Here is a 13,742-nt window from a genome sequence, read left to right on the forward strand (position 1 = left end):
GCACCACAGCCGACACCTTCCTAGAGTGGAGTCATGCTTGACACTGCTTCTCACCCCCTCGACGACGCGAACGCCGATCCGTCCGCCATCGCCGCCCAGGCCGCTGCCGACATCGCGCGTCTGACCGGGGTCGACCATCACGACATCGCCCTGACGCTCGGTTCGGGCTGGGGCAAGGCCGCCGAGATCATCGGTGAGACCATCGCCACGGTTCCCGCCACTGAGGTCACCGGCTTCTCGCGCCCCGCTCTGGAGGGCCACGTCGGCACGCTGCGCAGCATCCGCACGCCCGACGGCAAGAACGTGCTCGTCATCGGTGCCCGCACGCACTACTACGAGGGCCACGGCGTGCGACGCGTCGTGCACAGCGTGCGCACGGCGGCCGCGACGGGCGCGAAGATCATGGTGCTCACGAACGGTGCCGGCGGCATCCGCGAGAGCTGGAAGCCCGGCCAGCCCGTGCTGATCAGCGATCACATCAACCTCACCGCCGACTCGCCGCTCGAGGGCGCAACGTTCGTCGACCTGACCGACCTGTACTCGAGGCGTCTGCGCGAGGTCGCGCGCAGCGTCGACCCGACGCTCGACGAGGGCGTGTACACGCAGCTGCGCGGCCCGCACTACGAGACCCCCGCCGAGGTGCGGATGGTCGGGCGCATGGGCGGCGACATCGTCGGCATGTCGACCGCACTCGAGGCGATCGCCGCGCGTGAAGCCGGTATGGAGGTGCTGGGCTTCTCGCTCATCACGAACCTCGCCGCCGGCATCCAGCAGACCCCGCTGAGCCACGAAGAGGTCATCGAAGCCGGACGCGAGGCCGAGCCGGTGATCTCGGCTCTGCTGGCCCGAGTGATCGAGGCGCTGTGAACGACACGCATGCCGCTGAGCGGCTCGCCCAGGCCCGCGCATGGCTCCGGCAGGACCCCGACCCCGAGACCCGCGATGAACTGGCCGGTGTGATCACGCGCGCCGCGGGAGGCGACGCGGCCGCCGCGGCCGACCTCGACGACCGCTTCCGCACCCGCCTGGCCTTCGGCACGGCGGGACTGCGTGGTGCGCTCGGTGCGGGCAGCAACCGCATGAACCGGGTGCTGGTGGCGCAAGCCGCCGCCGGCTTCGCCGACTTCCTGCGCAGCCGTGGGAGTGCGACCGACGGGCGACCGACGGTCGTCGTCGGCTACGACGGACGCCGCAACTCGCGTCGTTTCGCGCAGGACTCCGCCGAGCTGTTCGCGGGGGCGGGCCTGCGGGCCATCCTGCTGCCGCGTCTGTTGCCGACGCCGGTGCTCGCCTTCGCCGTGCGCCACTTCGGCGCCGATGCCGGTGTGATGGTCACTGCCAGCCACAACCCGCCCGACGACAACGGCTACAAGGTCTACCTCGGCGGCGCCGATGGCGGGTCGCAGATCGTCGCGCCGGTGGATGCCGAGATCGCCGACTGCATCCAGCGCGTCGCGGATGCCGGTGATGTGGGCTCCCTGCCGCGTTCCACGGCGTACGAGACCGCGGGTGAGGAGGTGGTCGATGCGTACATCGCTGCCACCGCCGCGCTGGCGCCCGCCCCGTTCGGCGTGCAGGAGATGCGCTGGGTGTACACCGCGATGCACGGAGTGGGCTGGGAGACGTTCTCACGCGTGTTGAAGGCGGCAGGCTACCCCGCGCCCCGCGTCGTGGACGAGCAGCGTGACCCGGATGCCGGTTTCCCGACCGTCGCGTTCCCCAACCCCGAGGAGCCGGGCGCGCTGGACCTGTCGTTCGCACGGGCACGCACCGCGGACGCGGAGTTCATCTTGGCCAACGACCCCGACGCCGACCGTCTCGCCGTGGCGATCCCCGACGGCGACGGCGGGTGGCGCCGCCTGACCGGCAACGAGGTCGGCCTGCTGCTGGGCTGGCGCGCCGCGAAGGCCGCGCAGGAGGCCGGAACGGCCGGCGCCTCTCTGGCGTGCTCGCTGGTGTCCTCCCCCGGCCTCGGCGTGATCGCCGAGCGCTACGGACTCGACTTTCACGAGACCCTGACCGGGTTCAAGTGGATCTCGCGTGCCCCGGGCATGGTGTTCGGCTTCGAGGAAGCCCTCGGGTACCTGGTCAACCCCGAAACGGTGCGCGACAAGGACGGCATCTCGGCCGCGGTCGCGATGCTCGGAATGGCCGCGGATGCCCGCGTGCGGGGCACCACGATTGCCGGGCTGCTCGACGAGCTGGGCGCCGAGGTGGGTCACTTCGCCAGCGGTCAGGTCTCGATCCGCGTCGACGATGTGGCCGTGATCCCGGCGCTGATGGCATCGCTGCGCGGGCAGCATCCGACGGCATTCGGTGCGCGTAGCGTCGCCGGCGCCGAAGACCTGGCCGAGGGCGGCGACGGCGTGCCCGCCGGCGATGTGCTGCGGTACCGTCTCGACGACGGGTCGCGAGTCATCGTGCGCCCCAGCGGCACCGAGCCCAAGCTCAAGGTCTACGTCGATGCGCGCGGTGCGACACCCGACGAGGCGACGACCGCGGTCTCGGAGATCGAGTCGGCCGTGCGGGAGCTGCTCGCGGAGCGGGGATGAGCCCGCTCCGCCGGCGCGTCACGGTCGCCGTCGAGCACGGCGTGCATGCTCGGCCGGTCGCCGAGCTGGTGCGACTGGCCGAACAGCACGGCGCGCCGGTGATGCTGTCGACCGACAGCGGTCAACGCGTCGATCTCTCCAGCGTGCTGGCGGTGATGGATCTGGCCATCGCCGCCGGCGACGAGGTCGTGCTCGAGGTCGCCCCGTCACCGGGGGCCGACGCACTGCTGGATGCCCTGTCAGAAGTGCTCGCCGCTACCCGTCGATGACGGCGACCAGCTCGTCGAGGAACGATTCGACGTCGACCGACCGGCGCACGATGCGCTGCACGCTGTCGCGTTCGCTGAACACCTCTACGAGCTGTTCGAAGATGGTCTGGAACGCATCGCGGTCCGTGCTGCTGAAGGCCGCCAGCGCGACGACCTGAACACGCCCGCTGCCCCAGGCGACGGATCCGTCGGCGATGCCGATCGCGATCGCGGTGCGCCGTGCGCTCATCTGCAGGGCGTGCGGCACCGCGAGCGCATCGGTGAACGCCGTCGACGACATCCGTTCGCGCGCGATGGTGTTCTCGACGTACTCCTCATCGATCAGGCTCGCCCGCACGAGCGTGCCACCCAACCGCCGGATGATCGCCTCATCGCCCTCATCGGGCAGCGGGACGATGAACGCATCGGCTGAGAAATAGCGTTGCAGCTCGTCGCGCAACCGACGCAACCGCCGCGTGCGCCGGATACGGCCGGCCGCCTGCTGCACCCGGTCGACATCGGCTTCGGAGAGGAACGGCTGGATGCGCACGATGCGGTCGTCGACACCGCTGAGCGGAACCGTGCTGAGCACCAGGTCGGTGTCGAGCACCGCCCGATCCGGGTCGACACTGGTCTCCACCCGCACGACCTCGATGAGCTGCCCCAGTGATCGGTCGACGCTGGAGCGCAACAGCTCCTGCAACTCGCGATAGCCGGGGCACACGATGGTGGCGGTGAGGATCACGTCGTCTGCTCGGCTTCGCTCAAGCCTGCCACCGACGTGCATGGCGATGTAGGCGATCTCGTCCTCATGCAACGGGACTCCGAGGCGTTCGTGCAAGCCGCTCGCGATCGAGACGGCCACCTCGAAGATCATCGGGTAGGAGGACTTCAGCGAACGGGTGAGCGGGTTGCGCGTCCACGCCTGCTCCCGTGAGCGCCGCAGCAGGTTCTGCACGTGCAGTGTCAGGCGCAGCAGGAACGCGTCGTCGACGAGGTCGACCTGGTAATCATGCGCCGCTTGCTCGATCTCGGTCCGCACGGCGTCGGCGACAGCGGCGTCCACGAGGTGCGAGGCCTCCCGACGCCGATGGTCATCCGGTGCGACCACCCTGGTCAATACGAGATCAGCGAGGTGCTCGCGATCGCCGTCCCCCAAAGCGATGCCGAAATGCTCGGCGGAGAGGTCGACGATCGCCGCGCCGACGGCATCCACGGCGGTATCCGTCGAGACCGCACGGGCTTCCAGCGCCCTCCCCGCAGCGACCCGCTCGGCGGCGATCGTGATGTGCAGCAGCACGTCACTGATGGCGAGTTCGTTGACGTAGTACCCGAGGGCGCCGAGCTCGGCCACCAGCGCCGCCTTGAAGGGCGCCACAGCCTCGGCGGGCACGGCTGCGGGCGCCAGCGCACGGTGCAGCGCATCGGCCCTGAGCGGGCCAGCATCCATCTCGTCCTGCGCGAGCCTGCTCAGCAGGCGGCGCAGAGCCTGCTCGTCACCGCGCAGGCGTACGCGGTCGTGATCCCGCTCCAGGCGCACGGCGGACCCCTCGAGCAGGGCGCGCACACGGGCGAGGTCGCTCTCCAACGTGGTCTCGCTGATGTGCAGCACCAGCGCGGTGTCGAAAATGTCGATGCCGTCGGGGTCATCGACCAGGGTGCGCACGAGCTGGTGCAGCCTGGCGCGTGGCGTTCCCGCGCGGTCGACCGTGCTTCTCGCTTCGGCGGCTGCGGCTCCAGCCCGGTAGCCGGCCGGGCCGGATTCGACGGCGTCCGCGTGAGGGACGCGCGCATTCAGCGCCGCAACGTACGAGCGGATACTGCGCGGTGTCACCCCGAGCTGATCGGCGAGGCTCGCGGCGGTCGCCCATCCGTCTTCCCGGAGCAGGACGGCGAGTAGCCGGTCCTGACGCTGCCGTGACATTCGTGCGCACCTCCCCGTGGTGTCTGGGCCTCCATGATGCCAGCAGCCACGGCGCGGCGGGCCGTGGCCGAAGTTCCGCGGGGGCGGAAGAAAGCCCATTGGAATGGCATGCACGCCCCTGGGCACACTGAGATCCTGGGCCCGATCCGCGGGTCCGACAGGCTCGAAGAGAGACATCGATGAGGATCCTCGTGGTGTGCGGCGCCGGTGCGTCCAGCACATTCGTCGCACGGCGGCTGGCGCGAGCGGCCGATGCCACCGGCCTGGCGCTGTCCACCGAGGCCGGCACCGAGCACACCGCCCTGACAGCCGTGGGCATCGATCTGGTGCTCATTGGTCCGCATCTGAGCGACCGGTCCGACCGCATCCGCACGGCGCTCTCCGGCCGTACGCACGTCGTCGATCTTCCCGATGACGTCTTCACCGATCTCGACGGCAGCCGCACGCTGCGTCTCGTCCGCGACGCGATGGGCGCGCCGCATAACCGGAAGGGAACACCATGACCTCCTCCCGCAACGTCCGGGTCGGCTCCTCGCACGGCCTGCACGCCCGCCCCGCCAAGCTGTTCGCGCAAGCGGCGAAGGAAGCGGGCATCCCGGTGACCATCGCCAAGGACGCCGGCAAGGCCGTCAACGCCGCCAGCATCCTCAGTGTCATCTCGCTCGGTATCGACTTCGGCGACCACGTCGTACTCACTGCAGACGGAGACGACGCCGAGCACGTGCTCGACATGCTCACCGAACTGCTGACCACCGACCACGACGAGGACGCATGAGCACGCTCCGCGGTGTCGGAATCGGGCTGGGCGCGGCATCCGGCCCGGTCGCTCGCATGGCCGAGGCGCTCCCCGCCCCCACGAAGCAGTCCAGCAGCATCGGCACTGACGCCGAACGCTCGCGCGCCCGCGACGCCATCAATACCGTCGCCGCGGATCTGCAACAGCGCGCGGATGCCGTCACCGGAACGGCACGAGAAGTGCTCGAAGCACAGGCCATGATCGCCGAGGATCCCACGCTGCAGGAGGAGATCGACGCACGGCTCGACGAGGGCACGACGGCGGAGTGGGCCGTGCACGACGCCTTCGCCGGCTTCCGCGCCACGCTCGAGGCGGTCGGTGGATATCTCGGCGAGCGTGCAGCCGACCTCGACGACATCGCGCAGCGCGTGCTGGCGCGTCTGCGCGGCGTCGCCGCACCGGGTGTGCCCGATCCGGGGCATCCGTTTGTGCTCGTCGCCCGCGATCTGGCACCCGCCGACACCGCTCTGCTGAACCTCGACCGCGTACTCGCCCTGGTCACCACGGACGGTGGCCCGACCTCGCACACCGCGATCCTCGCGCGTGAGAAGGGCATCGTCGCAGTCGTCGGCGCCGCCGGCGCCGCACACCTCACTGACGGTCAGACGGTGATCGTCGATGCCGCTACGGGCATCGTCGATGACGCGCCGACGGAGGACGAGGTCGCCTCGGTGCAGGAGCGGCAAGCGGCACGCGACACGACCGAGGCCGAACCGACCGCCGGCGCGCTCGCGGACGGCACGCCTGTCGCCCTGCTGGCCAACCTCGGCAAGCCCGGTGACGCCGCCGATGCGGTGGCGCGCGGCGCCGAGGGAGTCGGGCTGTTCCGCACCGAGTTCCTCTTCCTGTCCGCGTCGCAAGCGCCGACGATCGCCCAGCAACGGGAGTCGTACATCGAACTGCTGCAGGCGTTTGCAGGGCGCAAGGTCGTCGTGCGGCTACTCGATGCCGGCGCCGACAAGCCACTGGCGTTCCTCAACGACGCACACGAAGGCAACCCCGCCCTCGGTCTGCGTGGGCTGCGGGCGCTGCGCGCCAGCGAAGACATCCTGCGCGAGCAGCTCACGGCCCTGGCAGAGGCGGATGCCGCCACCTCGGCGGATCTGTGGGTCATGGCGCCGATGGTGACCACGGTCGAAGAGACCGCCTACTTCACGGGGCTCGCCCGGGAATTCGGGGTGAAGACAGCGGGGGTCATGGTCGAGGTCCCCGCGAGCGCACTGCTGGCCGACCGCGTGCTCGCTCATGCCGACTTCGCTTCAATCGGCACCAACGATCTCACCCAGTACACGATGGCCGCAGACCGGCTGCTCGGGTCGGTCGCCGGGTTCCAGGACCCCTGGCATCCCGCCGTCCTGCGGCTGGTGCGCGAGGTCGGCTCCGCCGGCGAGCGGCACGGCAAGCCCGTCGGCATCTGCGGTGAGGCCGCCGCCGACCCCCTACTAGCGGTCGTGCTCGTCGGCCTCGGCGCGACGAGCCTGTCGATGGCGCCCGCCGCTCTCGCCGATGTGCGCCGGGCACTCGCCATGCACACTCGCGACGCCGCCCGCACGCTCGCCGACGCCGCTCTGGGCGCCGATGACGCCATCGGCGCGCGCGAAGCCGCGCGCGCCGCCTCCCACCCGTTCTGACGCTGTACCCGCCTCACCAGAGAAGAGAGAGACACATCATGACGACGACGTCACCCACCAGAGTCGGAGGAGCCCGCGTCGCGGTGCAACGCTTCGGCACGTTCCTGTCCGGCATGATCATGCCGAACATCGCGGCGTTCATCGCCTGGGGCTTCATCACCATGCTCTTCATTCCCGCCGGCTTCTTCGGCGAGAAGAGCCCATTCGGCTGGCACTGGTATCCGGTCGCCGAGATCATCGGCGGCGGCGGCGATGCGGCCGTGATCAACTGGCCGGGTGCCATGACCGCTCTGGCGGAAGGCGACGGCGGTAACTTCTTCGCCTACGTCGGGCTGGTCGGCCCGATGATCACCTATCTGCTGCCCCTGCTGATCGCCAACACCGCCGGCCGCATGGTCTACGGCGAGCGCGGTGGCGTGGTCGCCACCATCGCGACGATGGGTGTCATCCTCGGCACGAACATCCCGATGTTCCTTGGCGCCATGATCATGGGCCCGATCGCCGCGTGGATCACCAAGCGGATGGATCGCCTGTGGGACGGCAAGATCAAGCCCGGCTTCGAGATGTTGATCAACAACTTCTCGGCCGGAATCCTGGGCATGGTGCTCGCCATCGCCGGCTTCTTCGCGTTCGGTCCGTTCTTCCTCGGCATCAGCGCCGTACTGGGCACCGCCGTCGACTGGCTGGTGACCTACAACCTGCTGCCGCTGGTGTCGATCATCGTGGAACCGGCGAAGGTGCTGTTCCTGAACAACGCCATCAACCACGGCGTGTTCACGCCCTTGGGAATCGAGCAGGCTGCCGAGACCGGAAAGTCGATCCTGTTCCTGATCGAGGCCAACCCCGGTCCCGGCGTGGGTTTGCTGCTCGCCTTCAGCTTCTTCGGTGTCGGCGCGGCCAAGGCGTCGGCCCCCGGCGCGGCGATCATCCAGTTCTTCGGCGGCATCCACGAGATCTACTTCCCGTACGCGCTGAGCAAGCCGGCCACGATCCTGGCGCTGATCGCCGGCGGCATGGCGGGCGTGACGACGAACATGGTCCTGGGCGGCGGGCTGGGCTTCCCGGCGGCGCCCGGCAGCATCATCGCCGTCACGGCAGCGGCCATCGGTCCTGGCGTGGGCAACCTGCTGGTCGTGTATCTGTCGGTGGTGATCGCGGCGACGGTCACGTTCCTGATCACGGCGGTGATCCTGCGCGCCTCACGTCGTCGCGACCTGCTCGCCGAGACCGACTCCTTCGACGCAGCCATCGCGCAGACCGAGGCGAACAAGGGGCGTTCGTCCGCCGCGATGGACGCGCTGCGCGCCCAGGGCGGAGCGACCACGACTGGAACCGTCGCAACCAAGCAGATCACCAGCGTCGTGTTCGCCTGCGATGCCGGTATGGGGTCGTCGGCGATGGGCGCCAGCGTGCTGCGCAACAAGATCAAGAAGGCGGGAATCGAGGGAGTGACCGTGACTAACGCCGCGATCGCGAACCTCGACGGCACCGCAGACGTGATCATCACGCAGCAGCAGCTGACCGACCGCGCCACGGCCAAGTCCCCCGACGCGGTGCACGTCTCGGTCGACAACTTCATGAGCTCGCCGCGCTACGACGAGGTCGTCGAGATGATCCGCGAATCCACCCCGGAACAGGAGAAGAAATGAGCGTTCTGACACTCGACCGCGTCCGCATCCGCCCCGGCGGAGTCACGCGGGACGAGGCGCTGCAGGAGGCCGCCGACGTGCTGGTCGCCGCCGGTGCCGTCACCGGCGACTACCTCGCCGCGATGCACCAGCGCGAGAGCACGGTATCGACGTACATGGGCAACGGGTTGGCCATCCCCCACGGCACCAACGACGCCAAGGAGACCGTGCTCGGCTCGGCTCTGAGCGTCGTGCGCTACGACGGTGGTGTCGACTGGGACGGCGAGCGCGCGACGTTCGTGATCGGCATCGCCGGCAAGGACGGCGAGCACCTCGAGATCCTCTCGCAGATCGCCCTGCTGTTCTCGGATGAGGACGAAGTGAACCGGCTAAACACCGTCGGCAGCAGGGAGGAGCTGTTCGCGCTGCTGTCATCGGTCAATGAAGCGTGAGCGGGGGCTCATGATGAAGGCCGTCCACTTCGGCGCCGGGAACATCGGACGCGGGTTCGTCGGGCTGCTGCTGCACGAGGGCGGCTACGAGCTGGTGTTCGCCGACGTCGCCTCCGCTTTGGTCGACGCGATCAACGCGGCCGAGGATTACACGGTGCACGAGGTCGGCGAAGGCGGTCGGAACACCCGGGTGACCGGGTTCCGGGCGATCAACAGTGCCACCGCCCCTGAGGCGCTGGTCGCTGAGATCGCGGATGCTGACCTGGTGACCACCGCGGTGGGTCCGAACGTGCTGCCCTTCGTCGCCGCACCGATCGTCGATGCGCTGCGACGTCGGTCCGCCGCGTCAGCACCGTTGCAGGTGATGGCGTGCGAGAACGCGATCGGCGCCACCGACACGCTGCGTGCGGCGGTCGCCGACCAGGCGGGGGCAGAGTGGGACGCGCTGTCCCGCCGTGCCGTGTTCGCCAACACCGCGGTCGACCGTATCGTGCCGGGTCAACCTGCAGGGGGAGGCATCGATGTGACGGTCGAGCCGTTCTTCGAATGGGCGATCGAACGCGCGCCGTTCGGTGACAGCCCCCCGCGGATTCCCGGCGCGCACTTCGTCGACGATCTGGCACCCTACATCGAGCGCAAGTTGTTCACCGTGAACACCGGCCACGCGACGACGGCCTACCTTGGCGCGCAGGCCGGAATCGAGCGCATCTCGGACGCGCTGGCCGATGACGGCATCCGCTCGGGAGTGTCAGCGGCCCTGGCAGAGACATCGGCCTTGCTCGCAGCCGTGCACGGATTCGATCCGGACGATCTCGCGGCGTATCGTGCGACCATCCTTCACCGGTTCGCGAACCCCGCGCTGCCGGACACCGTCTGGCGCGTCGGCCGCCAGCCCGTGCGCAAGCTCTCACGGCACGAGCGGTTCGTGGGTCCTGCCGCGCGGGGCGCCGAGTTGGGACTGCCGACCACGGCGCTCGTGCGCGCCATCGCGGCCGCCCTCGCGTTCGATGATCCCGCCGACGAGCAGTCCGTCGAACTGCAGCGGCGGCTGCGCACCGAGGATGCCATCTCGCTGGCCACTTCGGTGACGGGCCTCCAGGACGGGCATCCGCTGTTCCCCGCCGTGCGGGACGCGTTCGTCGCGCGCGCCGACACACTCAGCGCGCGCGGACCACACGCCCCGTCGCGCGACTTGCGAGATCTCCCCGGGTAACCGCTACGATCAGGGTTACCCGGGGGGATCGTCTGCGATGCACGACGTCGTGCGGGAGTGAAATGAACAGATATGCCGTCATCGGTGCCGGCCCGTCAGGTCTCGCCGCCGCGCGCGCCCTGCAGCGGCGCGGCATCCACGTCACCGGCTACGAGGCCTCGTCCGGGGTCGGCGGGCTGTGGGACATCGATAATCCCCGCAGCACGATGTATGAGTCGGCGCACCTGATCTCGTCGCGCACCACCACGGAGTTCACCGAGTTCCCGATGGACTCGGACGTCGACTATCCGGGCCACCGGCTGCTGAAGGAGTACTTCGACGCGTACGCCGACCGGTTCAGTCTGCGTGAGCTGTTCCGGTTCAACACCCGGGTCATCAGACTCGAACCGGCTGGCGGCGCCGGCGACGGGTGGACGCTGCTCGCCGAGGGCGATGACCCCCAGCACTACGACGGCGTCATCCTTGCCAACGGCACCCTCGCCGAGCCCAACGTGCCGACCTTCACCGGGGCGTTCACCGGCGAGATCATGCACACCAGCCGGTACAAGCGCCCCGAGCAGCTCGCAGGACGCCGCGTTCTGGTCATCGGTGCGGGCAACTCCGGCTGCGACATCGCCGTCGATGCCGTGCACCATGCCGCGTCGGTCGACATGAGTGTGCGACGCGGCTACTACTTCGTGCCGCGGTATCTGTTCGGTCGTCCCAGCGACACCCTCAATCAGCGCCGCCCGCTTCCCGCACGCATCAAGCAGGCCGTCGACACGCGCGTGCTGCGCGCGTTCACTGGCGATCCAGTGCGCTTCGGATTCCCGAAGCCCGACTACCGCATCTACGAGTCGCACCCGATCGTCAACACACTCATCCTGAATCACCTCGGGCAGGGCGATCTGCGCATCCGCGGTGACATCGAGCGCTTCGACGGTACCCGCGTGCACTTCGGCGCATCGACGCACTTCCCCCAAGGCTCCGCCGCCGAGTACGACCTGATCCTGCTCGCGACGGGCTACACGCTCGACTATCCCTTCGTCGATCGGGAGCACCTGCACTGGGAGGCAGCCGCGCCGCGCCTGTTCCTCAATGTGTTCCCGCCCTCGTTCAACGGCCTGTACGTGATGGGCATGATCGAGGCATCGGGCATCGGCTGGCAGGGACGCTATGAGCAGGCCGAGCTGCTCGCGGCGTACCTCGATGCCGTCGACACGCGGCCGGACGCTGCGACGGCGTTCCGCGAACGGGTGACCGGCGAACCCTGGCCCGACACCAGCGGCGGCTACCGGTACCTCGGGCTCGACCGCATGTCGTACTACGTCAACAAGGACGCCTACCGCTCGGCGGTGCGCGTCGCGGCCCGGACGCTGGAGGACTGATGGACTTCGACGACCTGGTGCTGAACTTCACCCCGGGCACCCTGCTGATCCTCAACGTCGTACTCGGCCTGATCATGTTCGGCATCGCCCTCGACACCGCACCGAAGGACTTTCGGGTCGTGGCGCGGCACCCGAAGCCGTTCGTCATCGCGATCCTGGCGCAACTGCTGGTGCTGCCGGCCGTCACGTTCGGACTCACCCTGATCCTGCCGGTCAGCGCATCGATGGCGCTCGGCATGATCGTCGTCGCCTGCTGCCCACCGGGCAACATCTCACAGGTGCTCACCCATCGCTCGGGCGGCAACGTCGCCCTGTCAGTCTCGATGACCGCCGTCGGCAACCTGCTCTACATCATCGCGATGCCGATCAGCATCGCGTTCTGGGGCTCGTTGCACCCCACCGGACGCGATCTGCTGCGCACGGTCGCGTTGGATCCGTGGCGGATGCTGCTGGAGATCGTGCTGATCATCGGTCTGCCGTTCGCGCTCGGACTGCTCTTGCGGGCGGCGTTGCCCGGGTTCGCGCGGCGCGTGCAGCCGTTCGTGCGCTGGTTCAGCCTGATCGCGCTGCTCGGGTTCATCATCGGCGCGCTGGCCGGCAACTGGGCGATCTTCGTCAGCGTCATCGGCACGGTGCTGATCGTCGTGGCGGTGCACGACGCCGTGGCCCTGGCGATCGGCTACGGCACCGCCGTCGTCGGCGGTCTCGGCAGTCGCGAACGCAAGGCCATGACGTTCGAGGTCGGCATCCGCAATGCCGGACTCGGGCTGGGGCTCATCTTCGCGTTCTTCGGCGGGCTGGGCGGCATGGCCGTCGTCGCCGGTTGGTGGGGAATCTGGGACATCATCGCCGGACTCCTCGTGGCGGGCCTATGGGCGCGGCACACGCGCCGGCGCACCGGATCGGCGTCGGGTGACGCGAGCCGCCACGCGGCCGCCCCCGGCACCGCGTCGGGCCCGAGCAACGAGGATGCCCGATGACGCGCGTTCTGGTGACCGGCGGTGCCGGGTTCCTCGGTTCGCATGTCACCGCTCTGCTGGCGGCACACCCCGCCGTCGATCTCGTCGTGAGCGGTGACCTGCGCGACTCTTCGGTTCCCGGTGTCGTCTCGGCGCCGTTCGACGTCACCGACGGTACGTCGCTGGCGCCCGTGCTCGCCCAGCACCGCATCGACACGGTTGTGCACCTGGCGGCGATCGTCAATCCGGGGCGTGACACCGACCTGGAGTACCGCGTCGACGTCACCGGCACTGAGAACCTGCTCACCGCCTGCGCGGCCACCGGCGTACGACGCCTCGTCGTCTCCAGCTCGGGGGCCGCATACGGCTACCATCCCGACAATCCCGACTGGCTCACCGAGGACGATCCGGTGCGCGGCAACGACGAGTTCCCGTACTCGCGGCACAAGCGCCTCGTCGAGGAGCTGCTGGCGCGGGCGCGCGACGAGCATCCGCACCTTGAGCAGGTCGTCTTCCGCATCGGCACGATCCTCGGCCCGACCGTGCGCAACCAGATCACCGCGCTGTGGGACGGCCGCCGCCTGCTGCGTGTGGCGGGCTCCGAGTCGCCGTTCGTGTTCGTCTGGGTCGACGACGTCGCCGCGGCGATGGTGCGCGCCGCGACCGATGGCCCGGCGGGCGTCTTCAACGTCGCGGGCGACGGGCGCATGACCGTCCCCGAGATCGCCACGCGTCTCGGCAAGCGGATGCTCGTGGTGCCGGCCTGGGCACTGAGTGGCGCCCTGTGGATCGGCCGTGCACTGCGGCTGACGCCACACGGCCCGCAGCAGGTGCGCTTCCTGCGGTACCGCCCCGTGCTCGACAACACGCGCCTCAAAGACCAGTTCGGCTACACGCCCCACCGCACCAGCCACGAGGCGTTCGAGGAGTACCTGCGCACGCATCCGGGCGTCGCGCGCCGGTAGCGTTGCG

The 13,742-nt window shown here is 69.4% G+C and carries 13 protein-coding genes; 12 read left to right on the forward strand and 1 reads right to left on the reverse strand.

The genetic code is table 11. The features are described from left to right. Window positions 1–33: 33 nt before the first annotated feature. Genes ACLD0U_RS12275 through ACLD0U_RS12285 form a run of 3 tightly spaced genes read left to right on the forward strand, consistent with a single transcriptional unit; the run spans window position 34 to window position 2,821 of the window. Window positions 34–867: a purine-nucleoside phosphorylase gene (locus ACLD0U_RS12275; RefSeq protein ID WP_410340779.1), complete on the forward strand. Its 834-nt coding sequence runs from the start codon at window positions 34–36 to the stop codon at window positions 865–867. Next, complete coding sequence (locus ACLD0U_RS12280) at window positions 864–2,552, forward strand: phospho-sugar mutase (RefSeq protein ID WP_410340780.1); 1,689 nt, start codon at window positions 864–866, stop codon at window positions 2,550–2,552. The genes ACLD0U_RS12275 and ACLD0U_RS12280 overlap by 4 nt, the downstream gene beginning before the upstream one ends. Beyond that, on the forward strand, window positions 2,549–2,821 hold the full coding sequence (locus ACLD0U_RS12285) for an HPr family phosphocarrier protein (RefSeq protein ID WP_179410359.1): 273 nt from the start codon (window positions 2,549–2,551) through the stop codon (window positions 2,819–2,821). The genes ACLD0U_RS12280 and ACLD0U_RS12285 overlap by 4 nt, the downstream gene beginning before the upstream one ends. Here the strand turns inward: ACLD0U_RS12285 and ACLD0U_RS12290 are convergent. Continuing rightward, on the reverse strand, window positions 2,808–4,724 hold the full coding sequence (locus tag ACLD0U_RS12290; RefSeq protein ID WP_410340781.1) for a BglG family transcription antiterminator: 1,917 nt from the start codon (window positions 4,722–4,724) through the stop codon (window positions 2,808–2,810). The two genes, ACLD0U_RS12285 and ACLD0U_RS12290, sit on opposite strands and share 14 nt — an antisense overlap. 179 nt (window positions 4,725–4,903) lie before the next feature. Here ACLD0U_RS12290 and ACLD0U_RS12295 point away from each other — a divergent pair, with 179 nt between their 5' ends. The 9 genes from ACLD0U_RS12295 (at window position 4,904) to ACLD0U_RS12335 (ending at window position 13,735) form a co-directional block, all read left to right on the forward strand. After that, on the forward strand, window positions 4,904–5,227 hold the full coding sequence (locus tag ACLD0U_RS12295) for a hypothetical protein (protein WP_206822184.1): 324 nt from the start codon (window positions 4,904–4,906) through the stop codon (window positions 5,225–5,227). Then, window positions 5,224–5,499 (forward strand): HPr family phosphocarrier protein, encoded by a 276-nt coding sequence (locus tag ACLD0U_RS12300; protein ID WP_410340782.1) that lies wholly within the window; start codon window positions 5,224–5,226, stop codon window positions 5,497–5,499. The genes ACLD0U_RS12295 and ACLD0U_RS12300 overlap by 4 nt, the downstream gene beginning before the upstream one ends. Then, entirely contained in the window at window positions 5,496–7,151 is a 1,656-nt protein-coding gene (gene ptsP / locus ACLD0U_RS12305) for a phosphoenolpyruvate--protein phosphotransferase (RefSeq protein WP_410340783.1), read from the forward strand. The genes ACLD0U_RS12300 and ptsP overlap by 4 nt, the downstream gene beginning before the upstream one ends. A gap of 38 nt (window positions 7,152–7,189) precedes the next feature. Next, entirely contained in the window at window positions 7,190–8,800 is a 1,611-nt protein-coding gene (locus ACLD0U_RS12310; RefSeq protein WP_206822179.1) for a PTS mannitol transporter subunit IICB, read from the forward strand. After that, window positions 8,797–9,231, forward strand: coding sequence for a PTS sugar transporter subunit IIA (locus ACLD0U_RS12315; RefSeq protein ID WP_206822177.1), 435 nt, complete (start codon window positions 8,797–8,799; stop codon window positions 9,229–9,231). Before ACLD0U_RS12310 ends, ACLD0U_RS12315 begins: the two co-directional genes overlap by 4 nt. A gap of 13 nt (window positions 9,232–9,244) precedes the next feature. Then, complete coding sequence (locus tag ACLD0U_RS12320) at window positions 9,245–10,444, forward strand: mannitol-1-phosphate 5-dehydrogenase (RefSeq protein ID WP_410340851.1); 1,200 nt, start codon at window positions 9,245–9,247, stop codon at window positions 10,442–10,444. A gap of 62 nt (window positions 10,445–10,506) precedes the next feature. Further along, a complete protein-coding gene (locus ACLD0U_RS12325) occupies window positions 10,507–11,811 on the forward strand; it encodes a flavin-containing monooxygenase (RefSeq protein ID WP_410340784.1) in 1,305 nt (434 codons plus the stop codon). After that, the gene (locus ACLD0U_RS12330; protein ID WP_410340785.1) at window positions 11,811–12,791 is read left to right on the forward strand and encodes a bile acid:sodium symporter family protein; all 981 of its coding nucleotides are present in this window, start codon (window positions 11,811–11,813) and stop codon (window positions 12,789–12,791) included. The genes ACLD0U_RS12325 and ACLD0U_RS12330 overlap by 1 nt, the downstream gene beginning before the upstream one ends. Beyond that, on the forward strand, window positions 12,788–13,735 hold the full coding sequence (locus tag ACLD0U_RS12335) for an SDR family oxidoreductase (protein WP_410340786.1): 948 nt from the start codon (window positions 12,788–12,790) through the stop codon (window positions 13,733–13,735). The genes ACLD0U_RS12330 and ACLD0U_RS12335 overlap by 4 nt, the downstream gene beginning before the upstream one ends. The last annotated feature ends 7 nt before the right edge of the window (window positions 13,736–13,742 follow it).

This window comes from Microbacterium sp. 2216-1 (assembly GCF_046507855.1).
In the GTDB taxonomy this organism is placed as follows: Bacteria; Actinomycetota; Actinomycetes; order Actinomycetales; family Microbacteriaceae; genus Microbacterium; species Microbacterium esteraromaticum_C.